This is a genomic window from Staphylococcus sp. IVB6181, from assembly GCF_025561445.1.
In the GTDB taxonomy this organism is placed as follows: Bacteria; Bacillota; Bacilli; order Staphylococcales; family Staphylococcaceae; genus Staphylococcus; species Staphylococcus simulans_B.
Genome location: NZ_CP095096.1, coordinates 958,868 through 974,513, shown reverse-complemented (window position 1 = coordinate 974,513; position 15,646 = coordinate 958,868). Strand labels below are relative to the sequence as shown.

At 37.1% G+C, this 15,646-nt stretch carries 14 protein-coding genes and 1 pseudogene; 3 read left to right on the top strand and 12 right to left on the bottom strand.

Annotated elements, in window-relative coordinates:
- Positions 1-47: 47 nt before the first annotated feature.
- The 4 genes from MUA90_RS04495 to fdaB all read right to left on the bottom strand — a co-directional run bounded on the left by MUA90_RS04495 (position 48) and on the right by fdaB (position 4,619).
- The gene (locus MUA90_RS04495; protein ID WP_262588509.1) at positions 48-1,478 is read right to left on the bottom strand and encodes an aldehyde dehydrogenase family protein; all 1,431 of its coding nucleotides are present in this window, start codon (positions 1,476-1,478) and stop codon (positions 48-50) included.
- Positions 1,479-1,610: 132 nt separating this feature from the next.
- A complete protein-coding gene (locus MUA90_RS04490) occupies positions 1,611-1,952 on the bottom strand; it encodes a winged helix-turn-helix transcriptional regulator (RefSeq protein ID WP_105994345.1) in 342 nt (113 codons plus the stop codon).
- Between the two features lie 63 nt (positions 1,953-2,015).
- Entirely contained in the window at positions 2,016-3,275 is a 1,260-nt protein-coding gene (locus MUA90_RS04485) for a UDP-N-acetylglucosamine 1-carboxyvinyltransferase (RefSeq protein WP_262588508.1), read from the bottom strand.
- Positions 3,276-3,761: 486 nt separating this feature from the next.
- Entirely contained in the window at positions 3,762-4,619 is an 858-nt protein-coding gene (gene fdaB, locus MUA90_RS04480) for a class IIb fructose-bisphosphate aldolase FdaB (protein WP_105994347.1), read from the bottom strand.
- Between the two features lie 301 nt (positions 4,620-4,920).
- Between fdaB and MUA90_RS04475 the strand changes: the two genes are divergently transcribed.
- Positions 4,921-5,451 carry a DUF2529 family protein gene (locus MUA90_RS04475; RefSeq protein ID WP_232168049.1) on the top strand — a complete coding sequence of 177 codons (531 nt, stop codon included), beginning with the start codon at positions 4,921-4,923 and terminating at the stop codon, positions 5,449-5,451.
- 78 nt (positions 5,452-5,529) lie between these two features.
- Here MUA90_RS04475 and MUA90_RS04470 read toward each other — a convergent pair whose 3' ends face one another.
- From MUA90_RS04470 to MUA90_RS04455, 4 genes are all read right to left on the bottom strand, one after another.
- Positions 5,530-7,140 carry a CTP synthase gene (locus tag MUA90_RS04470; protein ID WP_262588507.1) on the bottom strand — a complete coding sequence of 537 codons (1,611 nt, stop codon included), beginning with the start codon at positions 7,138-7,140 and terminating at the stop codon, positions 5,530-5,532.
- A 229-nt stretch (positions 7,141-7,369) separates the two neighbouring features.
- Positions 7,370-7,918, bottom strand: coding sequence for a DNA-directed RNA polymerase subunit delta (gene rpoE / locus MUA90_RS04465; protein ID WP_262588506.1), 549 nt, complete (start codon positions 7,916-7,918; stop codon positions 7,370-7,372).
- Between the two features lie 137 nt (positions 7,919-8,055).
- On the bottom strand, positions 8,056-8,916 hold the full coding sequence (locus MUA90_RS04460) for a GNAT family N-acetyltransferase (RefSeq protein WP_262588505.1): 861 nt from the start codon (positions 8,914-8,916) through the stop codon (positions 8,056-8,058).
- Between the two features lie 57 nt (positions 8,917-8,973).
- Positions 8,974-9,336 carry a VOC family protein gene (locus tag MUA90_RS04455; RefSeq protein ID WP_262588504.1) on the bottom strand — a complete coding sequence of 121 codons (363 nt, stop codon included), beginning with the start codon at positions 9,334-9,336 and terminating at the stop codon, positions 8,974-8,976.
- A gap of 93 nt (positions 9,337-9,429) precedes the next feature.
- Between MUA90_RS04455 and coaW the strand changes: the two genes are divergently transcribed.
- On the top strand, positions 9,430-10,239 hold the full coding sequence (coaW, locus tag MUA90_RS04450) for a type II pantothenate kinase (protein ID WP_262588503.1): 810 nt from the start codon (positions 9,430-9,432) through the stop codon (positions 10,237-10,239).
- Positions 10,240-10,297: 58 nt separating this feature from the next.
- Here coaW and MUA90_RS04445 read toward each other — a convergent pair whose 3' ends face one another.
- From MUA90_RS04445 to MUA90_RS04435, 3 genes and pseudogenes are all read right to left on the bottom strand, one after another.
- Positions 10,298-10,963 carry a DUF2750 domain-containing protein gene (locus MUA90_RS04445; protein ID WP_262588502.1) on the bottom strand — a complete coding sequence of 222 codons (666 nt, stop codon included), beginning with the start codon at positions 10,961-10,963 and terminating at the stop codon, positions 10,298-10,300.
- Between the two features lie 131 nt (positions 10,964-11,094).
- Positions 11,095-12,234: an L-aspartate--L-methionine ligase LdmS gene (locus MUA90_RS04440; RefSeq protein ID WP_262588801.1), complete on the bottom strand. Its 1,140-nt coding sequence runs from the start codon at positions 12,232-12,234 to the stop codon at positions 11,095-11,097.
- Positions 12,235-12,324: 90 nt separating this feature from the next.
- Positions 12,325-13,482: pseudogene (locus tag MUA90_RS04435) on the bottom strand (M20 family metallopeptidase); the annotation flags it as partial.
- A 290-nt stretch (positions 13,483-13,772) separates the two neighbouring features.
- Here MUA90_RS04435 and MUA90_RS04430 point away from each other — a divergent pair.
- Positions 13,773-14,237, top strand: coding sequence for an S-ribosylhomocysteine lyase (locus MUA90_RS04430; protein ID WP_105994355.1), 465 nt, complete (start codon positions 13,773-13,775; stop codon positions 14,235-14,237).
- Between the two features lie 112 nt (positions 14,238-14,349).
- Here the strand turns inward: MUA90_RS04430 and MUA90_RS04425 are convergent, their stop codons facing one another.
- Entirely contained in the window at positions 14,350-15,609 is a 1,260-nt protein-coding gene (locus MUA90_RS04425) for an aminoacyltransferase (protein WP_262588501.1), read from the bottom strand.
- Between the last annotated feature and the right edge of the window lie 37 nt (positions 15,610-15,646).

Sequence of the window (15,646 nt, the reverse complement as noted above, 5' to 3'; positions counted from 1 at the left end):
AATAAAAATGCTGAGCACATTACTGCCCAGCATTTTAGTTCAAAATTCTATTTGTTGTAATATCCGGCAATTGATTTGATTTCTAAGAATTCTTCAATACCGTAGTCGCCCCATTCTCTGCCTAAGCCTGATTGTTTGTAGCCGCCGAACGGAAGATCTGGTTTGCGTCCGGCTTCATTGATTTCAATTGTACCAGCTTCTACTTGACGTGCAACTTTGCGTAAAGTATCTAAATCTTTACCATAAACATAACCTGCTAAACCATATACTGTATCGTTTGCGATTTCAATTGCTTCGTCCAAGTCTTTGTATGTGATGACTGACATCACCGGACCGAAGATTTCTTCTTGTGCAATCGTCATATCGTTTTTAACATTAGTAAAGATAGTAGGTTTTGCGAAATAGCCTTTTTCTAAGCCTTCAGGTTTGCCTGTACCGCCAAGGATTAATTCAGCACCTTCGTCGATACCTTTTTGAATATAATCTTGAACTTGATCATATTGTTTTTTACTGATAATCGGACCCATGTCTACACCGTCTTCTCTTGGGTCTCCGACTTTAACTGCACTCATTTTTTCTTTTACTGCTTTAATGAAGTCATCTTTCAATGATTCTGGGACGATGGTCCTTGTACCTGCAGTACAAACTTGTCCAGTATTATTGTAGACTTTGCCTGCAGCTGCTTCTGCTGCACCGTCTATATCTGCATCGTCTAAAATGATATATGGTGATTTACCGCCAAGTTCAAGTGAAACTTTTTTGAAGTCTTGTGCAGCTTTTTCCATGATTTTTGCACCTGTCGGGCCAGAACCTGTAAATGACATCATACGCACATCAGGGTGCTCGCTTAATGGATTGCCGACACCTTCGCCGTCACCGTTCACTAAGTTGAAGACACCTTTCGGTACGCCGACTTTATCAAAGATTTCTGCTAAGATAACAGCCGCAAATGGTGTTAATTCAGAAGGTTTCAACACTACTGGGCTGCCTGCTGCGAAAGCTGCCGCTAATTTAAGTGAAGTTTGGTTGGTTGGGAAGTTCCAAGGCGTAATTAATCCTGCTACACCGATAGCTTCTTTTACAACTAAATCATTGCCGCGCTGTTCTTCGAATTGGAAGTTATCCAACGCATCTCTTGCTTCTGTGAAATGATTTAATCCCATTTGATAGTGCACTTTTTCAGATTTTTCTAATGGTGCACCTAACTCATCTGTAATTGCTTCTATAATATCTTCTTTTCTGTTTTCGTACTCTTTAACGATTTTATCAAGTAAATCTCTTCTGTATTCTACACTGCTGTGACGGAATTCAAGATAAACATTGTTCGCAGCTTCTACTGCTTTATCAACGTCTTCTTTATTCCCTTTTGCAATTTGGCCTAAGACTTCTTCAGTTGCAGGGTTGATGACATCAATTGTTTCACCGCTTGCACTGTCTACCCATTCGCCATTGATATATTGTTTAGTTTGAGTTCTCAATTACAGTCACTCCTTAGTAAATGTCTTATTATCTATTTTAACCTAACAGCGCTATTTTTAAACGAATGTGCTTATAACCAAAAAGAAGAGCTACTCCATGAAGGAATAACTCTTGCTTTTATCAAATCTATTCTAAGAATTTGCAGCTTTATGCTCTTGTTCCAGTTCGACGTATTTTTGTGCCCATTCTTCCATCGGTACTAATGCTTCAGCCAGTGCTGCACCTTTATCTGTTAATTGATAGACAATTGAGACAGGTGCTTTGGATACAATATTCTTTTCTACTAAGTCCCATTCCATCAATTCTGTAAGTTTTAAACTTAAAGAACGCGGTGTGATGGTCTTCAAGTCTTTCTTCATTTCACTGAAGTGAGCTGACTTTTCTGGGCATCTAGATAGATAATTCAATATCAATCCATTCCAGCTGCGACCGATGATTTTAAATGTTTCTTCTAAATAAGGACATACTTCCATTTAAATCACCTCTCCATGATTACTAGATCATGTCAACCTAATATACAAAGTATACCACAAATTTTAGATTTTTTCAGTCCAAATGTTTGCGCCGAGAGATTTTAAATTTTCAACAATGTTTGTGTAACCGCGATAAATGTGATTTACATTATAAATTGTTGTTACACCTTCTGCAATCAAGCCTGCAACAATTAAACAAGCCCCTGCACGCAAGTCGCTGGCATAGACAGAAGCACCTTGCAATGTTGAAGGTTTAACAGTTGCTGTATTTTGATCAACAGAAATTGCGCCGCCCATTTTCTTCAACTCTTCAATATGTCTGAAGCGTTCCGGATAAATCGTATCCGTCACAAATGAAGGGCCGTCAGCTAAGAAAAGCAATGGCGTAATCGGCTGCTGCAAGTCCGTCGCAAATCCAGGATATACCAATGTTTTGATATTCACATTGTTAAATGGCAATTGGCCTTTAAGCGTGACACTATCATCATTGATATTAACATCCACACCTAATTCTTGAAGCTTAACTGTTAACGGTTCAATATGTTTTGGAATGATATTGTCTAATTCCACTTCTCCGCCACAAGCAGCTGCCATACACATATATGATCCCGCTTCAATTCTATCTGGAATAATCTGATGTGTTACACCATGAAGGTGGTCAACACCTGTAATTTTAATCGTACTTGTACCAGCGCCTTTAATATTAGCACCCATACCTGTTAAGAATGTCGCAACATCGACAACTTCAGGTTCTTTTGCGGCGTTTTCAATAACTGTTTGTCCTTCTGCACGCACTGCCGCTAACATAATATTGATTGTCGCACCGACACTGACCATATCCAAGAAGATATTTGCACCTTTTAATTCTTCTGCTTCAATCTTCATTGATGTCGGGCTTGATTCATCAATTGTCGCACCTAAAGCTTTGAACCCTTTAATATGCTGATCAATCGGACGCGGTCCTAAAGGACAGCCGCCAGGCAAACCGATGACACATTTTTTGAATCTGCCTAATAAAGCACCCATCATATAATATGATGCTCTTAAAGATTCGACTTTATGATTCGGTAAAGATGCGTTTTGAATTTCTGTCGGATCTATTTTTAACTCTGTACCTTCAAGATCTGTTTTTATATTTAAATCTTCTAACAAGCTAACTAAAGTAGCAACATCTGAAATTTGCGGTAGCCCTTCAAGTTTTACAACATCTTCTGCCAGTAATGCTGCTGGGATAATGGCAACTGCACTGTTTTTCGCACCATTAATTTTAAGCTTCCCTTTTAATGGCTGTCCGCCTCTGATTTTTATTACTTCTTGAGCCATTCGATTGTTCTCCTTTGTTATTCAATCTTCATTCCATAGTTCTATGTATAGCATACCCATGTTTCTGATATGACTACACCCCACTCACATTTGATTCATCTATGAAAATATTGGTTATCGTTGTTCTTCATATTTATTATAGTTGAATTCACAAGCGTTTGTATATTCATATTATGGATGCATTGCCATTTAATACTGTAAATATAACAGTTGATATGTTGCACCCATTTAATCTTGTTATCTAAGATGTTAGTTTCAATAAACTTTTTGATCATTCAAAAAATCACTTAAGATATTATAGCATAAAGCACGTTGATACTGAAAAAGATTTTCTTCAAAGTGATTACCTTAAGTACGATTAATTTTCAATCAATCTTATGTATCCTAACACATGGTTGATAAGAGTACAATCTTTTCAAATATATTTATAACGCAAAAAAGAACACCTGAGAATACAGATGCTCTTTAACAAAACTAAATTATAAATTAAGCGCGGTTAGAAGTACCGAACTCTTTGATTTTACCAGTTACAGTAGCTTTGATAGCTTCGCGAGCTGGTCCTAAATATTTACGTGGATCGTAAACATCTTTGTCGTTGTTTAATACTTCGCGAACTGCTTTCGCTGAAGAAATTTGGTTTTCAGTGTTCACGTTGATTTTAGCTGTACCTAAAGAAATAGATTTTTGGATATCTTTAGTTGGGATACCAGTACCGCCGTGCAATACTAATGGTAAGCCAGTAGATTTACCGATTTCTTCCATTTCTTTGAAGCCTAAGTTTGGTTCGCCTTTGTAAGGACCGTGAACTGAACCTAATGCTGGTGCTAAAGTATCAATACCAGTTTTTTCAACTAATTCTTGACACTCTTTAGGGTCAGCATAGATAACACCGTCAGCAACAACGTCATCTTCTTGTCCGCCGACTGTACCTAATTCAGCTTCTACAGATACTCCGCGAGCATGTGCATATTCAACAACTTTTTTAGTTGTTTCAATGTTTTCTTCGAATGGGCTGTGTGAAGCGTCGATCATAACTGATGTGAAACCAGCGTCGATTGCTTCTTTACATTTTTCGAAACTTGAACCATGGTCTAAGTGGATTGCTACAGGTACAGTGATTTTAAGGTCATGTAATAAACCTTCAACCATTTTAACTACTGTGTAGAACCCGCTCATGTAACGCGCAGCACCTTCAGATACACCTAAGATAACTGGAGCATTTTGTTCTTGTGAAGCTTCTAGAATAGCTTGAGTGAATTCTAGGTTATTAAGGTTATATTGTCCAACTGCATAACCTTTTTCTTTTGCGTCGATTAACATTTCTTTCATTGAAACTAAAGGCATGAAAGTTCCTCCTTGCGTGCATATTGCACGTGATTTTTATAAGTTTAGTATACCAAAGTCACCACTGTAATGCATTGCAAAACTAAATGTAAGCGGTTATAAATGATAAAATTGTGTGAATTTTCAAATGTAAACGTATTCATTTGAAATATACATCATAATATCATGATTAAATCATTATCAGCGGTGTATCTTTTTACACTACCCTTTTTCTACCCTTTGTTATACATTTTTCCTCAGATTGAATTCACGTACCACATCATATAGAATTAATATATCTATTATGAAGTTGGAGGATACCATGGCAAATATATTACAAACACAACTTACAGGTATATTTAATCGATTGAATCAACAAGAAATCGATATTCAAATGGCAGCGCAATGTCTGATTCAAGCAATTGGCGGAGAAGGACATATTTATGTTAAAGGCTATGGCGACTTGAAGTTTTTTGAAAGCTATTTATTAGAAAGCAATGAGAAGTTAGAAGACAGCAGACTGCTTTCTGACTTAGAGGATTTCAGTGCATTAGACACAACAGACCGTGTTTTACTGTTCTCACCTTTTTATGATGAAGCGGTTCAAGCAGATACACAAGCATTGATTGATTTGGATGTAGATTTTGTATTAATTTGCAACAAGAGCAAAGAAACTGAGATTCCGGATCACCTTTTGCATTTCATCGACTTATGTACACCAAGACCGATTGTTTATACAGAAGACTATGATAAGATTGTACAGCCTCATCCGATGGCGTTTGGCTATGTGTATTATGAAATCTACACGCAAATGATTGAAATGATTCGAGATTTAGATATAGATGTTGAATAAAATAAGCGGCAAAGCTTTTCACTTATATTGGTGATCAGCTCTGCCGCTTATTATTTTTGTTCTCTTTTTATCAGTTTATTATTTGTTTTCTCTGAATTTGTTTGCCGCTTCGATAAACGCTTTGAAAATCGGTTGCGGACGGTTTGGTCTTGATAAGAATTCTGGGTGGAATTGGCTCGCAAAGAAGAAGTCGTTTTCAGGAATTTCTACCATTTCGATTCTTCTGCCGTCTGGACTTACACCAGAAAAGACCATGCCTTTTTCTTCCATTTGCTCACGGTAATCATTGTTGAATTCATAGCGGTGACGGTGACGTTCTTCGATTTCTTTTTTGCCGTAGATATCATAAGCTAACGTACCTTCTTTGATTTCGCTTGGATATAAACCTAAACGTAAAGTACCGCCTAAATCTTCAATATCTTTTTGCTCAGGCAATAAGTCGATAATCGGATGTGCTGTTTCAGGGTCTAACTCAGTAGAGTGTGCGCCTTCTAAGCCAAGTACGTTGCGCGCAAATTCAACAGTAGCCAACTGCATACCAAGGCAGATACCGAAGTAAGGTACGTTGTTTTCACGAGCATAACGAATAGCTGAGATTTTACCTTCGCTGGCACGGAAACCAAAGCCGCCTGGTACTAAGATGCCGTCTGCATCTTTAAGAAAATCTGCTGCGTTTTCGTCTGTGACTTCGCTTGAGTCGATCCATTTAACTTTGATGTCTTTGTGAAGCGGGTAACCTGCATGTTTCAATGCTTCTACTACTGAAAGATAAGCATCTTGCAAGCTGACATATTTACCGACTAAAGCAATAGTAATTTCACCGTCTAAATTATTCACAATTTCTAATAAGTGTTTCCACTCATCTAATTGTGTTTCATATTTCGCATCTAATGCTAAACGGTTAATGACTAAATCATCCATATGTTGTTTGCTTAATTGTAAAGGAATCTCATATAAAGATTCCGCATCGCGGCATTCAATAACATTTTCTTCTGGAATATCACAGAATAACGCAATTTTATCTTTTAAATCTTGTGTCATTTCATATTCTGTTCTTACAACGATTAAATCAGGTTGAATCCCTAAACCGCGTAATTCTTTTACACTATGTTGTGTCGGTTTTGTTTTCATTTCGCCTGCTGCTTTAATATACGGCAGCAATGTACAATGGATATACATAACATTTTCACGGCCTAAATCACTGCGGATTTGACGAATTGCTTCGATAAACGGCAATGATTCGATGTCGCCTGTTGTACCGCCGATTTCTGTAATTACTACATCAGCTTTTGTACTTTCGCCTGCTAATAACAGACGTTCTTTGATTTCGTTAGTGATATGAGGAATTACTTGAACTGTTCCGCCTAAATAATCACCGCGGCGTTCTTTCTTTAATACGTGTGAATACACTTTACCTGCTGTCACATTAGAGTATTTATTTAAGTTGATATCAATAAAACGTTCATAGTGGCCTAAGTCTAAGTCTGTTTCAGCTCCATCATCAGTCACGAATACTTCACCGTGCTGATACGGACTCATTGTACCTGGGTCCACGTTCAAGTACGGATCGAATTTTTGAATTGTAACAGATAAGCCTCTATCTTTTAATAATCTGCCTAATGATGCAGCAGTAATCCCTTTACCTAGTGAAGAAACTACTCCGCCAGTAACAAATATGAACTTAGTCATTCTTTTTCCTCCTACTATTCAATTACATATAATTTGTACATTCCCATATTGCTTGTATACATGATAAGGCAAAAATGCCTTAATCCACTGATAAAATAAGCTTTTAAAAATAAAAAACGCTCCCTCTCACATCTCATGTAAAGGGGGAGCGTATCATTTATACACGTTGTCCTAATTAAAGGAGCCCGAATAAAATTCTATCATTTTTCTAGAAAAAGTCAATTATAATTTACTCTTCATCCGGCTCGTCATTGAAGTCTGCCGCATCTTCAAACATTTCTTCTGTTTCTTCTAATTCATCGTCATCTTCATCGATTACGATATCCTCTTCGCCGACTTCATCTTCTTCTTGAGGATCATCTAAATCTTCTTCGTCGTCTTCAGCGTCCGCTTCAGATCTTTCTTCATCTTCGGCTTCTTCTTCCTCTTCGCCAAGAAGTTTAAGGTTTTTATCCTCTTCATCTTCTTCATCCAAGATGTCGAATTTTTGAATTGTAGGTGCGATTTTTTCTTCGATATCATCTACTGAATACCAGTCGCGCAATCCCCAATTATTTTCGCCGACATTAAGGAAACGACCGTCAGTATTTAAATCTGTATAGAACTGAACAATACGTTTCTCTAAATGTTCATCATCTTCATAATGTCCTAAAGCTTTAAATTCATCGATAATATCGTATAAATTCATTGTTGTCCCTTTTTCTTCTAATAAAGTATGGGCCATATCGATAAATGATTTTTCGTCTACCATTTCTTTTGTGTAATCTTGAATTTTCATATGTTCTATTACTCCCTTTCAAAGGCTTTATCAATTCAATCACAAGTTTAGTTACATCTCATGTTAACAAATGTAAATTATAAATGACAATGTCTTATTTCGCAATGCTAATGATGATTCTTTTTTACCATTCGCCATTAATAAACAATATACTTTTCAAACTTCACATAATCCTCTGTCTGTAAAGTCTCGACAAAGTTGCTGTTCAAACAGAGTTGTTTTAATTCATTATGTTCTCCGAATAAAACGATATCAAGCACATCTATGTCTGGATAATTTTTTCTGATATATGTTGCTAATTGGCGCAATGCACTTTCTGCGATACCTTTATGACGTTGTGCTTTATCGACTTCAATTCCTCTGATATGCATACGGTTTTCTGTCGCTTGCAGTGCAATGAAGCCTGCTTTCTTGCCGTCCAGCATTAAATGGACCGTATCAATTTCTTTGTCCGGCTGTTCTTCTGGTGCTTTTAATTTTAAAGAAGATACATATTTAGAATCTAAATCCAAATAATACAAGCGTTCTTCTCCGATCGGTCCTTCTTGTTTGGTAGCGGTATGCATAAAGCCTGCACGTTCATATACGTTCCATGCTGCTTTATTCTCAGCATCCACCACTAAATAAAGATGGTTGAAATCACTATACAGCGATTGAACATAATTCGGCAGATTCATCATGATTTTAGTACCATAACCGTTGCCTTGGTATTTTTCATTAATAGACAAAGAACGCACATAAACGACATGTTCAGGTGTATCGTAACCTTCGTGCTGATAATATTGATGCAGCACAAAGAAGCCGACCACTGCCCCTTCTTTATTTATCGCAATATTTGCAATGCGGTCTTTATCTTTAAGTGCATCATCTAAGACTTGAATCGGCAGCGATGAATAAATCTGCTGACGTTCTGATAATTCAAAGTTCACAACTTCTTGGTAATATTTTGGTTGGTATAGTGTTACAATAATATCTTCATATTGCTTGCTATGTTTCATAATATCCCCTACATTTCTAATTTACTACAAGTTCAATTAGTGTTTCCCTACTCTCTATTATAAGAAACAATTAGATAACCAATTGACACCGTATTGATCTCTCACTTGCCCGTGCATCGCATTGAAAAAAGTTTTTGCAATCGGCATATGCGGATCTCCGCTTTCACTTAATGCATCATAAACACGTTGTTGTTCTGCTGCATCTTCGAATGTCAAAATCAGGTTCATATTTTCATTGCTGAAAGGTTTGCCGTAATTGCTTGAAATATGCAGAACCATTTGTGCATTCACATGCACTTCTGCGTGAAGTACTGTATCTTTTTGCTGATTTAATATTTTAGTTTCTCCACCGAACACATGTTGATAAAATTCTGCTGCTTGCCCTGCATTTTCAACGATAAGGTATGGACTTAATTTCATTTTATATCGTACACTCCTCATTTTTGCTTTTTTCTTTACATTTTGATTATACTATTAATGATTACGTCTTATACATATATTTGAGGTGAAAACATGAAAATCGGTATTGATGCAGGTGGGACATTAATTAAAATTGTTGAAATTGAAAACGGGCAGCGTAATTTCCGCACTGAACCTTCTGATGATTTATCAAAAGTAATCGACTGGTTGAATCATCAATCTTGTACAAACGTCACATTAACAGGCGGGAAAGCAAAACTCATTCAAAAGCAATTGAATTTCCCTTCAAAAGAATTCGTAGAATTCGATGCGTCCTCTAAAGGATTAGAAGTATTGCTTGAAGAACAAGGCCATTATTTATCTGATTATATCTTCGCAAACGTCGGAACAGGCACTTCCATGCACTATTCAGACGGAAAGTCGCAAAAACGTGTCGGCGGTATCGGTGCTGGCGGCGGTATGATTCAAGGTCTCGGCTATCTCTTATCAGGGATTACAGACTACACTGAATTAACAAATACAGCCCAGCAAGGCAATCGCGAATACATCGATTTAAAAGTAAAACACATTTATAAAAACAGCGAACCGCCGATTCCAGGAGATTTAACAGCTGCCAATTTCGGTCATGTCTTGCATAATTTGGATAAAGACTTAACCCCTGCAGACAAACTTGCCTCTGTGATGGGTGTGGTCGGAGAAGTCGTAACAACGATGGCCATTACTCTTGCACGCGAGTCTCATACTGAAAATGTAGTTTATATCGGTTCCTCCTTCAACAACAATCCGCTGTTAAGAAAAGTTGTTGAAGATTATACTGTGTTGCGCGGATTCAAACCTTACTATATCGAACATGGTGCTTTCTCAGGCGCGTTAGGCAGTGTCTATTTAGGCAATCAGGATTAATTAAAAATAAGGAGATACGGTTGATAGTTATCTGCTATCACCCTATCCCCTTATTTTTTTAATATGATAATTCGTTTTTAAGTGTTTGTGCTGAAACGATTGAACCTACTACACCAGGTTTTAAGTTGACGCCGACTGCACGGTCTTCATCTCTTAATTGTTCTAACCATTCGCTGAACACTTCGCCTTCAACTTGTTCAACGTCGCATTCTTCAAAGTCTTCATCACGGACTTTCAATGCTGAGCGGTAATCACTCCATACCGGCATCAAATTCGGCTTGTCTTCACCATTATCACTGATGATAATGAATTGTTTGTTGCCTTTATGTGTTAAGCCGAACACATCATCTGATTTTGCAGTAATACGTGAAAATTCTACAACACGGATGCGGTCAAGTTCTGTCATCAATTTATCTGTAGTTTCATAAATATCAATAAAATGACCATCCACATCATCTGTAACATTGACTAATACTTTATCGCCTTTATCAAACAAATCATCTAATTCGCTTGTCACAAAACGATCTAAGTCTCTTGTAATTATTTTATCGTATGCGTCTGTACGATTTTCAAAGTAAGCTTCTGCTAATTCTTTTCTTGTCCAAAATAAAGCGCCCGCATCGTCCTCTACATTTCTGCGAACCATTTTTCTATCTTTAATCGCAATATAATATGTTTCATTAACAAGAAGGTCTTTAAAAAATCTTTCGTGTCTATAATCCATAATCAACCTACTTTCTCTTTAGTTGTGCATCAATGCAAATATAAAATAATTAACTTTATCAGTCAATCTAATGTGCTTAAGACAAATCAAAAACAGCGAGCCTATCTTTTAGAAGACTCGCTGTTTATTGATTAAGATTCAATTTCTTTTAAGAATGCTTTTTCGTTTAATTCGATTTCTTCTCTTGAGCTGCCGTGCCAAATACAAGCAAAGCGTGAATTGACTTTATCTTTGCCGTACCAATCACCATCATAATAAGATAATGGATAAATTTTACCTTGGCGGACATATTTCATAATAGTACGGTAGAATTTCGTATTATCACCTTTTGAGAAGTAGCTGTAGAATTTATGATAATCTCCTGTCAATTCATCATCTAACAGCAGCATGCTTGTAGAGCCATTCTGACGGAAGTTCAAATCAATCGCATAAACATCACCGTATTTATCATAAAGCAAATCAAAACCTGCGACACCGTAGAAACCGTGACTGATACCGATTTCCATAATTTCACGGCCTGCTTCAATTACAGCTTGCGGTACTTCTTCTACAGGCACGCTTTGGTTGCCGTCATAGAAGCCATACTCATTCGTCAATTGTTCTGTTGTACTAAGATATTTCAATCCAAGCTGATCTGAGTAAGCAAATTGCACGCAGTAGTTAGCAATATCTTCGATTTTCTGCTCGATAATTATTGTATCGGTTTCCTCTGTTGCTTTATGAATACGATCGATAGCTTTATTTAAATCCTCTTGATTATAACAAATCATAACGCCGTAACCGCCTGCTGTAGGCAAGTCATCGCCTGGTTTCAACACAATCGGCAACGGCCATTGTTTAACCGCTTCTTCAAAATCTTCTATCGCTACAACTTCACGTTTCGGCAAATACTTGCCGTTGGTCCACTCTGGAATACGCGCTTTATTATTCAATGCAACAAAAGTATCTTTATCTAATGCATAATCTTCTTTTGGTACAAGTTCTTCACTATGCACATATTGGAAATAGATTTTCTTGCCTTCTTCTTTAGGTAAAGATTTCAGCAAGTGTTCATAACTTGCTTGATTATGGAATTTATAAACATTGCTTGGTACTTCTTTGCCGACTTCATTGAATAGCTGCTGCAATTTATCTGTAACACTTGCTTCATGTACAATGACCGGCATTTTATTCGCAATCAGCAATTCTCGTCCAGTTAAGAAGTTCGATTGATGTTCATCTGGTTCTAACCAAGGGTTAGAGACATATGAAGGTCTTGAAGTATACACAATCGAATCATCATATAAATCGCTTAATGTGACTTTCGGCTGTTCAGAGTGCTTTCTGAACTCTTTTAAAGAAGCTTGTTTTACTTTTCTGACATGCTGCTCTTTGATTTCTCTCAGCAATTCGTTGTTTCGAATCAAGTCCAGTCCCATCAATGCGATAATTTGAGCACCTTTGATTAAAGCACTGTCCCCATGATCGCTTGCGGCTGCTTCTTTGAATTTATACGTATGGCCGACTAAATTGCTCGGTCCGATTTTAATATGAGCATGCAATGTAGGAACAACATGGCTGACGTTGCCTGTATCTGTTGAACCGTATCCGAAATCATCTTCGCTGACTTCTTCGCCTTCTTTTCTGGCATAATAAGCAAACAACTCATCTAATTTAGGTGTCAAAATGAATTCGTTTACGCCGTTTTGAATCGGTTTGAATTCATAATCACAGCCTGTTTGAATAGCTGCGCCTTGTGCAATCTGTCCGACACGATGTGTTAATACATCTAAGTCTTTACGTGTTGTTGCACGTGTATAGAAACGTGCATGTGTGAAATCAGGAATAATATTGGCTGCTTGACCGCCATCTAAAATCACACCGTGAACACGTTCTGATTTCTTGATTTGCTGACGTAATTGCGCCACACCATTAAAGTAGCTGATCATTGCATCTAACGCATTGATGGCTTCATTCGCATTTTCAGAAGCATGCGCACTCTTACCGTAGAATTTTATATCTAATACATCCACAGCAAGTGTATGGATTGTTTTATATGTTTCATTGCCCGGGTGCAGCATTAAAGCTACATCCAACTGATCAATCACACCCGCTTTTACATAGCTGGCTTTGGCACTGCCGTTTTCTCCGCCTTCTTCAGCAGGGCAGCCTAATACCACAACTTTGCCGCCGACTTCATCGATTACTTGTTTCAATGCGATACCTGCAAGCACGCTCGTTGTACCGATGATATTATGTCCGCATGCGTGTCCTAAGCCCGGAAGCGCATCATATTCAGCAAGGAAACCGATGGTTGGGCCAGGTTTATGACTGTTGTATTCTGCAATAAATCCTGTTGGATGACCAGCAATATCTTGTTCAATCTCAAATCCATATTCTGTTAATTCTTGCATCAAAACCCCAGAAGCAAATACTTCTTGGTTTCCAAGTTCTGGTCTTTCGTGAATTTTGTGACTAATATCAATAAATTCTGACTGTTTATCTTTAATAAATTGTTCAATTTGTGTTTCAAATGACATTTCCATGGCTCCCTTTATTTTCAAAGCTATAAGTTACACAGAGGTTGAAATAACACAATTTGGAACGCTTTTTCACTACGTTCCAAACCTCTTTTATATCTTTATCAGTAAATTCGATTACTAAACATTTTAAAGGTTTTTAAGTGCTTTGCCATCCTTTTTCTCAATTTTCAACAAATTCATTCCGAGTAAACCGATAATATTTTCGCAAAAAGTGGAAACCTACAAATTGTAAAAGCCCTTTCCCCTTGTTACAATAGGGAATGAATAATTCAAGGAGGTTACAAGTTATGCCTAAAATGAACGTTGAAAGTTTCAATTTAGATCATACAAAAGTTGTTGCACCATTCGTACGCTTAGCAGGTACTAAAGAAGGTCAAAGCGGAGATGTTATTAAGAAGTACGATATTCGTTTCAAACAACCGAACAAAGAACACATGAAGATGCCTGGAATGCACTCATTAGAGCATTTAATGGCTGAAAATATCAGAAACCACACAGACAAAGTCGTAGACTTAAGTCCAATGGGCTGCCAAACTGGTTTCTATGTTTCATTCATCAACCATGATGATTACGAAGATGTATTAAACATCATCGAAGCAACATTAAAAGATGCTGTTGCAGCAACTGAAGTTCCAGCTGATAACGAAGTACAATGCGGCTGGGCTGCAAGCCACTCTTTAGAAGATGCACAAAAAATCGCAAAAGAAATGTTAGAAAAACGTGATCAATGGGATAAAATCTTCAGCGAATAATCTGCAGATGGTATTTCTCAATAGAAGCTAAACAATAAGAAAACAGCACTGATAGCGCAGTACCGCGCATTATCAGTGCTGTTTTCTTATGTTGAGTCATTATGAACTGTAATTATTTTGCTTTTTGTTTCAATTTATCAATCAGCAGCGATAATTTATAAACCAATGGTCTGATTGGTTTAATAAAGTCGCCGACATATTCTTCTACATGTGCATTGAAGCCTTCTTTGAATTTTTGTACACCATAATCTTCAGCTTCTTTAGAGAAGTCCCCTGTTACACCATAGAAATTATAACGATCGATACTTTTTTTCTTCGCAAATTTAATCATATCCCATTGTAAGCGGTACGCACCCATAAAGGCATTGTATTCAGGGTTTGAACCGCTGGATAAATAATACACTTCATGTTCGTTGTAAAGGTACAGCGCCGCTGCGAGATTTAAAATATTACCGTCTTTTTCTGCCATAGCTTGCGTTTCATTGATTTTTCGCTCATTACTGTCATATTGCTGCTGCAGCTGATTGGCTTTGCCTTTAGATTTCTTAGAATTCGGATTTTCTTTTAATTTCTCATTGATTTCATCTAGTTGTCCCTGCAGTTCCATCCGTTTGTCTTGCAGTTCTTTCAAATAATTATGCAAATCAATATATGCTAATTTTAAGAAACCGCGATTGCCGTATGTTTTCTGCATTTGTTTAAAGTAATCTAATCCTCTGAAAGTAAAACCATGTTTTTCTTCAGCCATTTTAAACAATTCAAAGAATAAAGGTGTTTCATCAATCGATAAAGTTCTGACCTGTACACCCATTTCATAGGTCTTTTTAATATTGCGTCTTGTTTGATAATCCATTTCATTCAGCAGCTGTGTTTCTGATTTTCCTTTCAAATCCAAAACTGACAACCATCTGATTTGGCTCATTGACGAGTAGCCGATTGAATAACCTTGATGAATATAACCGAGCTTTTTCAATGTATCCATCAATGCATGATTATTATAACTTTCAATGATTTCTCCCTCTGCTTCTCTGACACTAGCTAATACATAAGGGTCAACTAATACATATAATGCATTCTGCTTTTTCAAATACAATGTCAAAGACGCAAAGAAGTATTCTACTAATTTCAAATTATTGAAATCCATCACTGGTCCGCGGTGTGTATAGAAGTATTTAAAGAATTTCATACTGCGCGCTTCAGTTAACAAGCAAGCTGCGAGCACTTGATTATTAGCATCTTTTACACCTACTAAATGCACATCATTACGAAACTTATTACGGTTGTGGTAATGCCGTGCTGATTGTGTATAGTGTGAAAAATGATTTTGTGTAAAATTACCAAACTCTTCTTCAGTTAAATTTGTAAAGTACATGGTGTATCTCCTTTGTTGTTATGAAAAAGTTTATAGA

Coding starts and splice junctions, on each gene's coding strand:
- rpoE (WP_262588506.1), bottom strand. CDS start 7,918: ATGAAAATTCAAGATTACACAAAAGAAATGGTAGACGAAAAATCATTT.
- MUA90_RS04490 (WP_105994345.1), bottom strand. CDS start 1,952: ATGGAAGTATGTCCTTATTTAGAAGAAACATTTAAAATCATCGGTCGC.
- MUA90_RS04470 (WP_262588507.1), bottom strand. CDS start 7,140: ATGACTAAGTTCATATTTGTTACTGGCGGAGTAGTTTCTTCACTAGGT.
- MUA90_RS04425 (WP_262588501.1), bottom strand. CDS start 15,609: ATGTACTTTACAAATTTAACTGAAGAAGAGTTTGGTAATTTTACACAA.
- MUA90_RS04455 (WP_262588504.1), bottom strand. CDS start 9,336: ATGAAATTAAGTCCATACCTTATCGTTGAAAATGCAGGGCAAGCAGCA.
- fdaB (WP_105994347.1), bottom strand. CDS start 4,619: ATGCCTTTAGTTTCAATGAAAGAAATGTTAATCGACGCAAAAGAAAAA.
- MUA90_RS04475 (WP_232168049.1), top strand. CDS start 4,921: ATGGCAAATATATTACAAACACAACTTACAGGTATATTTAATCGATTG.
- MUA90_RS04445 (WP_262588502.1), bottom strand. CDS start 10,963: ATGGATTATAGACACGAAAGATTTTTTAAAGACCTTCTTGTTAATGAA.
- MUA90_RS04430 (WP_105994355.1), top strand. CDS start 13,773: ATGCCTAAAATGAACGTTGAAAGTTTCAATTTAGATCATACAAAAGTT.
- coaW (WP_262588503.1), top strand. CDS start 9,430: ATGAAAATCGGTATTGATGCAGGTGGGACATTAATTAAAATTGTTGAA.
- MUA90_RS04460 (WP_262588505.1), bottom strand. CDS start 8,916: ATGAAACATAGCAAGCAATATGAAGATATTATTGTAACACTATACCAA.
- MUA90_RS04485 (WP_262588508.1), bottom strand. CDS start 3,275: ATGGCTCAAGAAGTAATAAAAATCAGAGGCGGACAGCCATTAAAAGGG.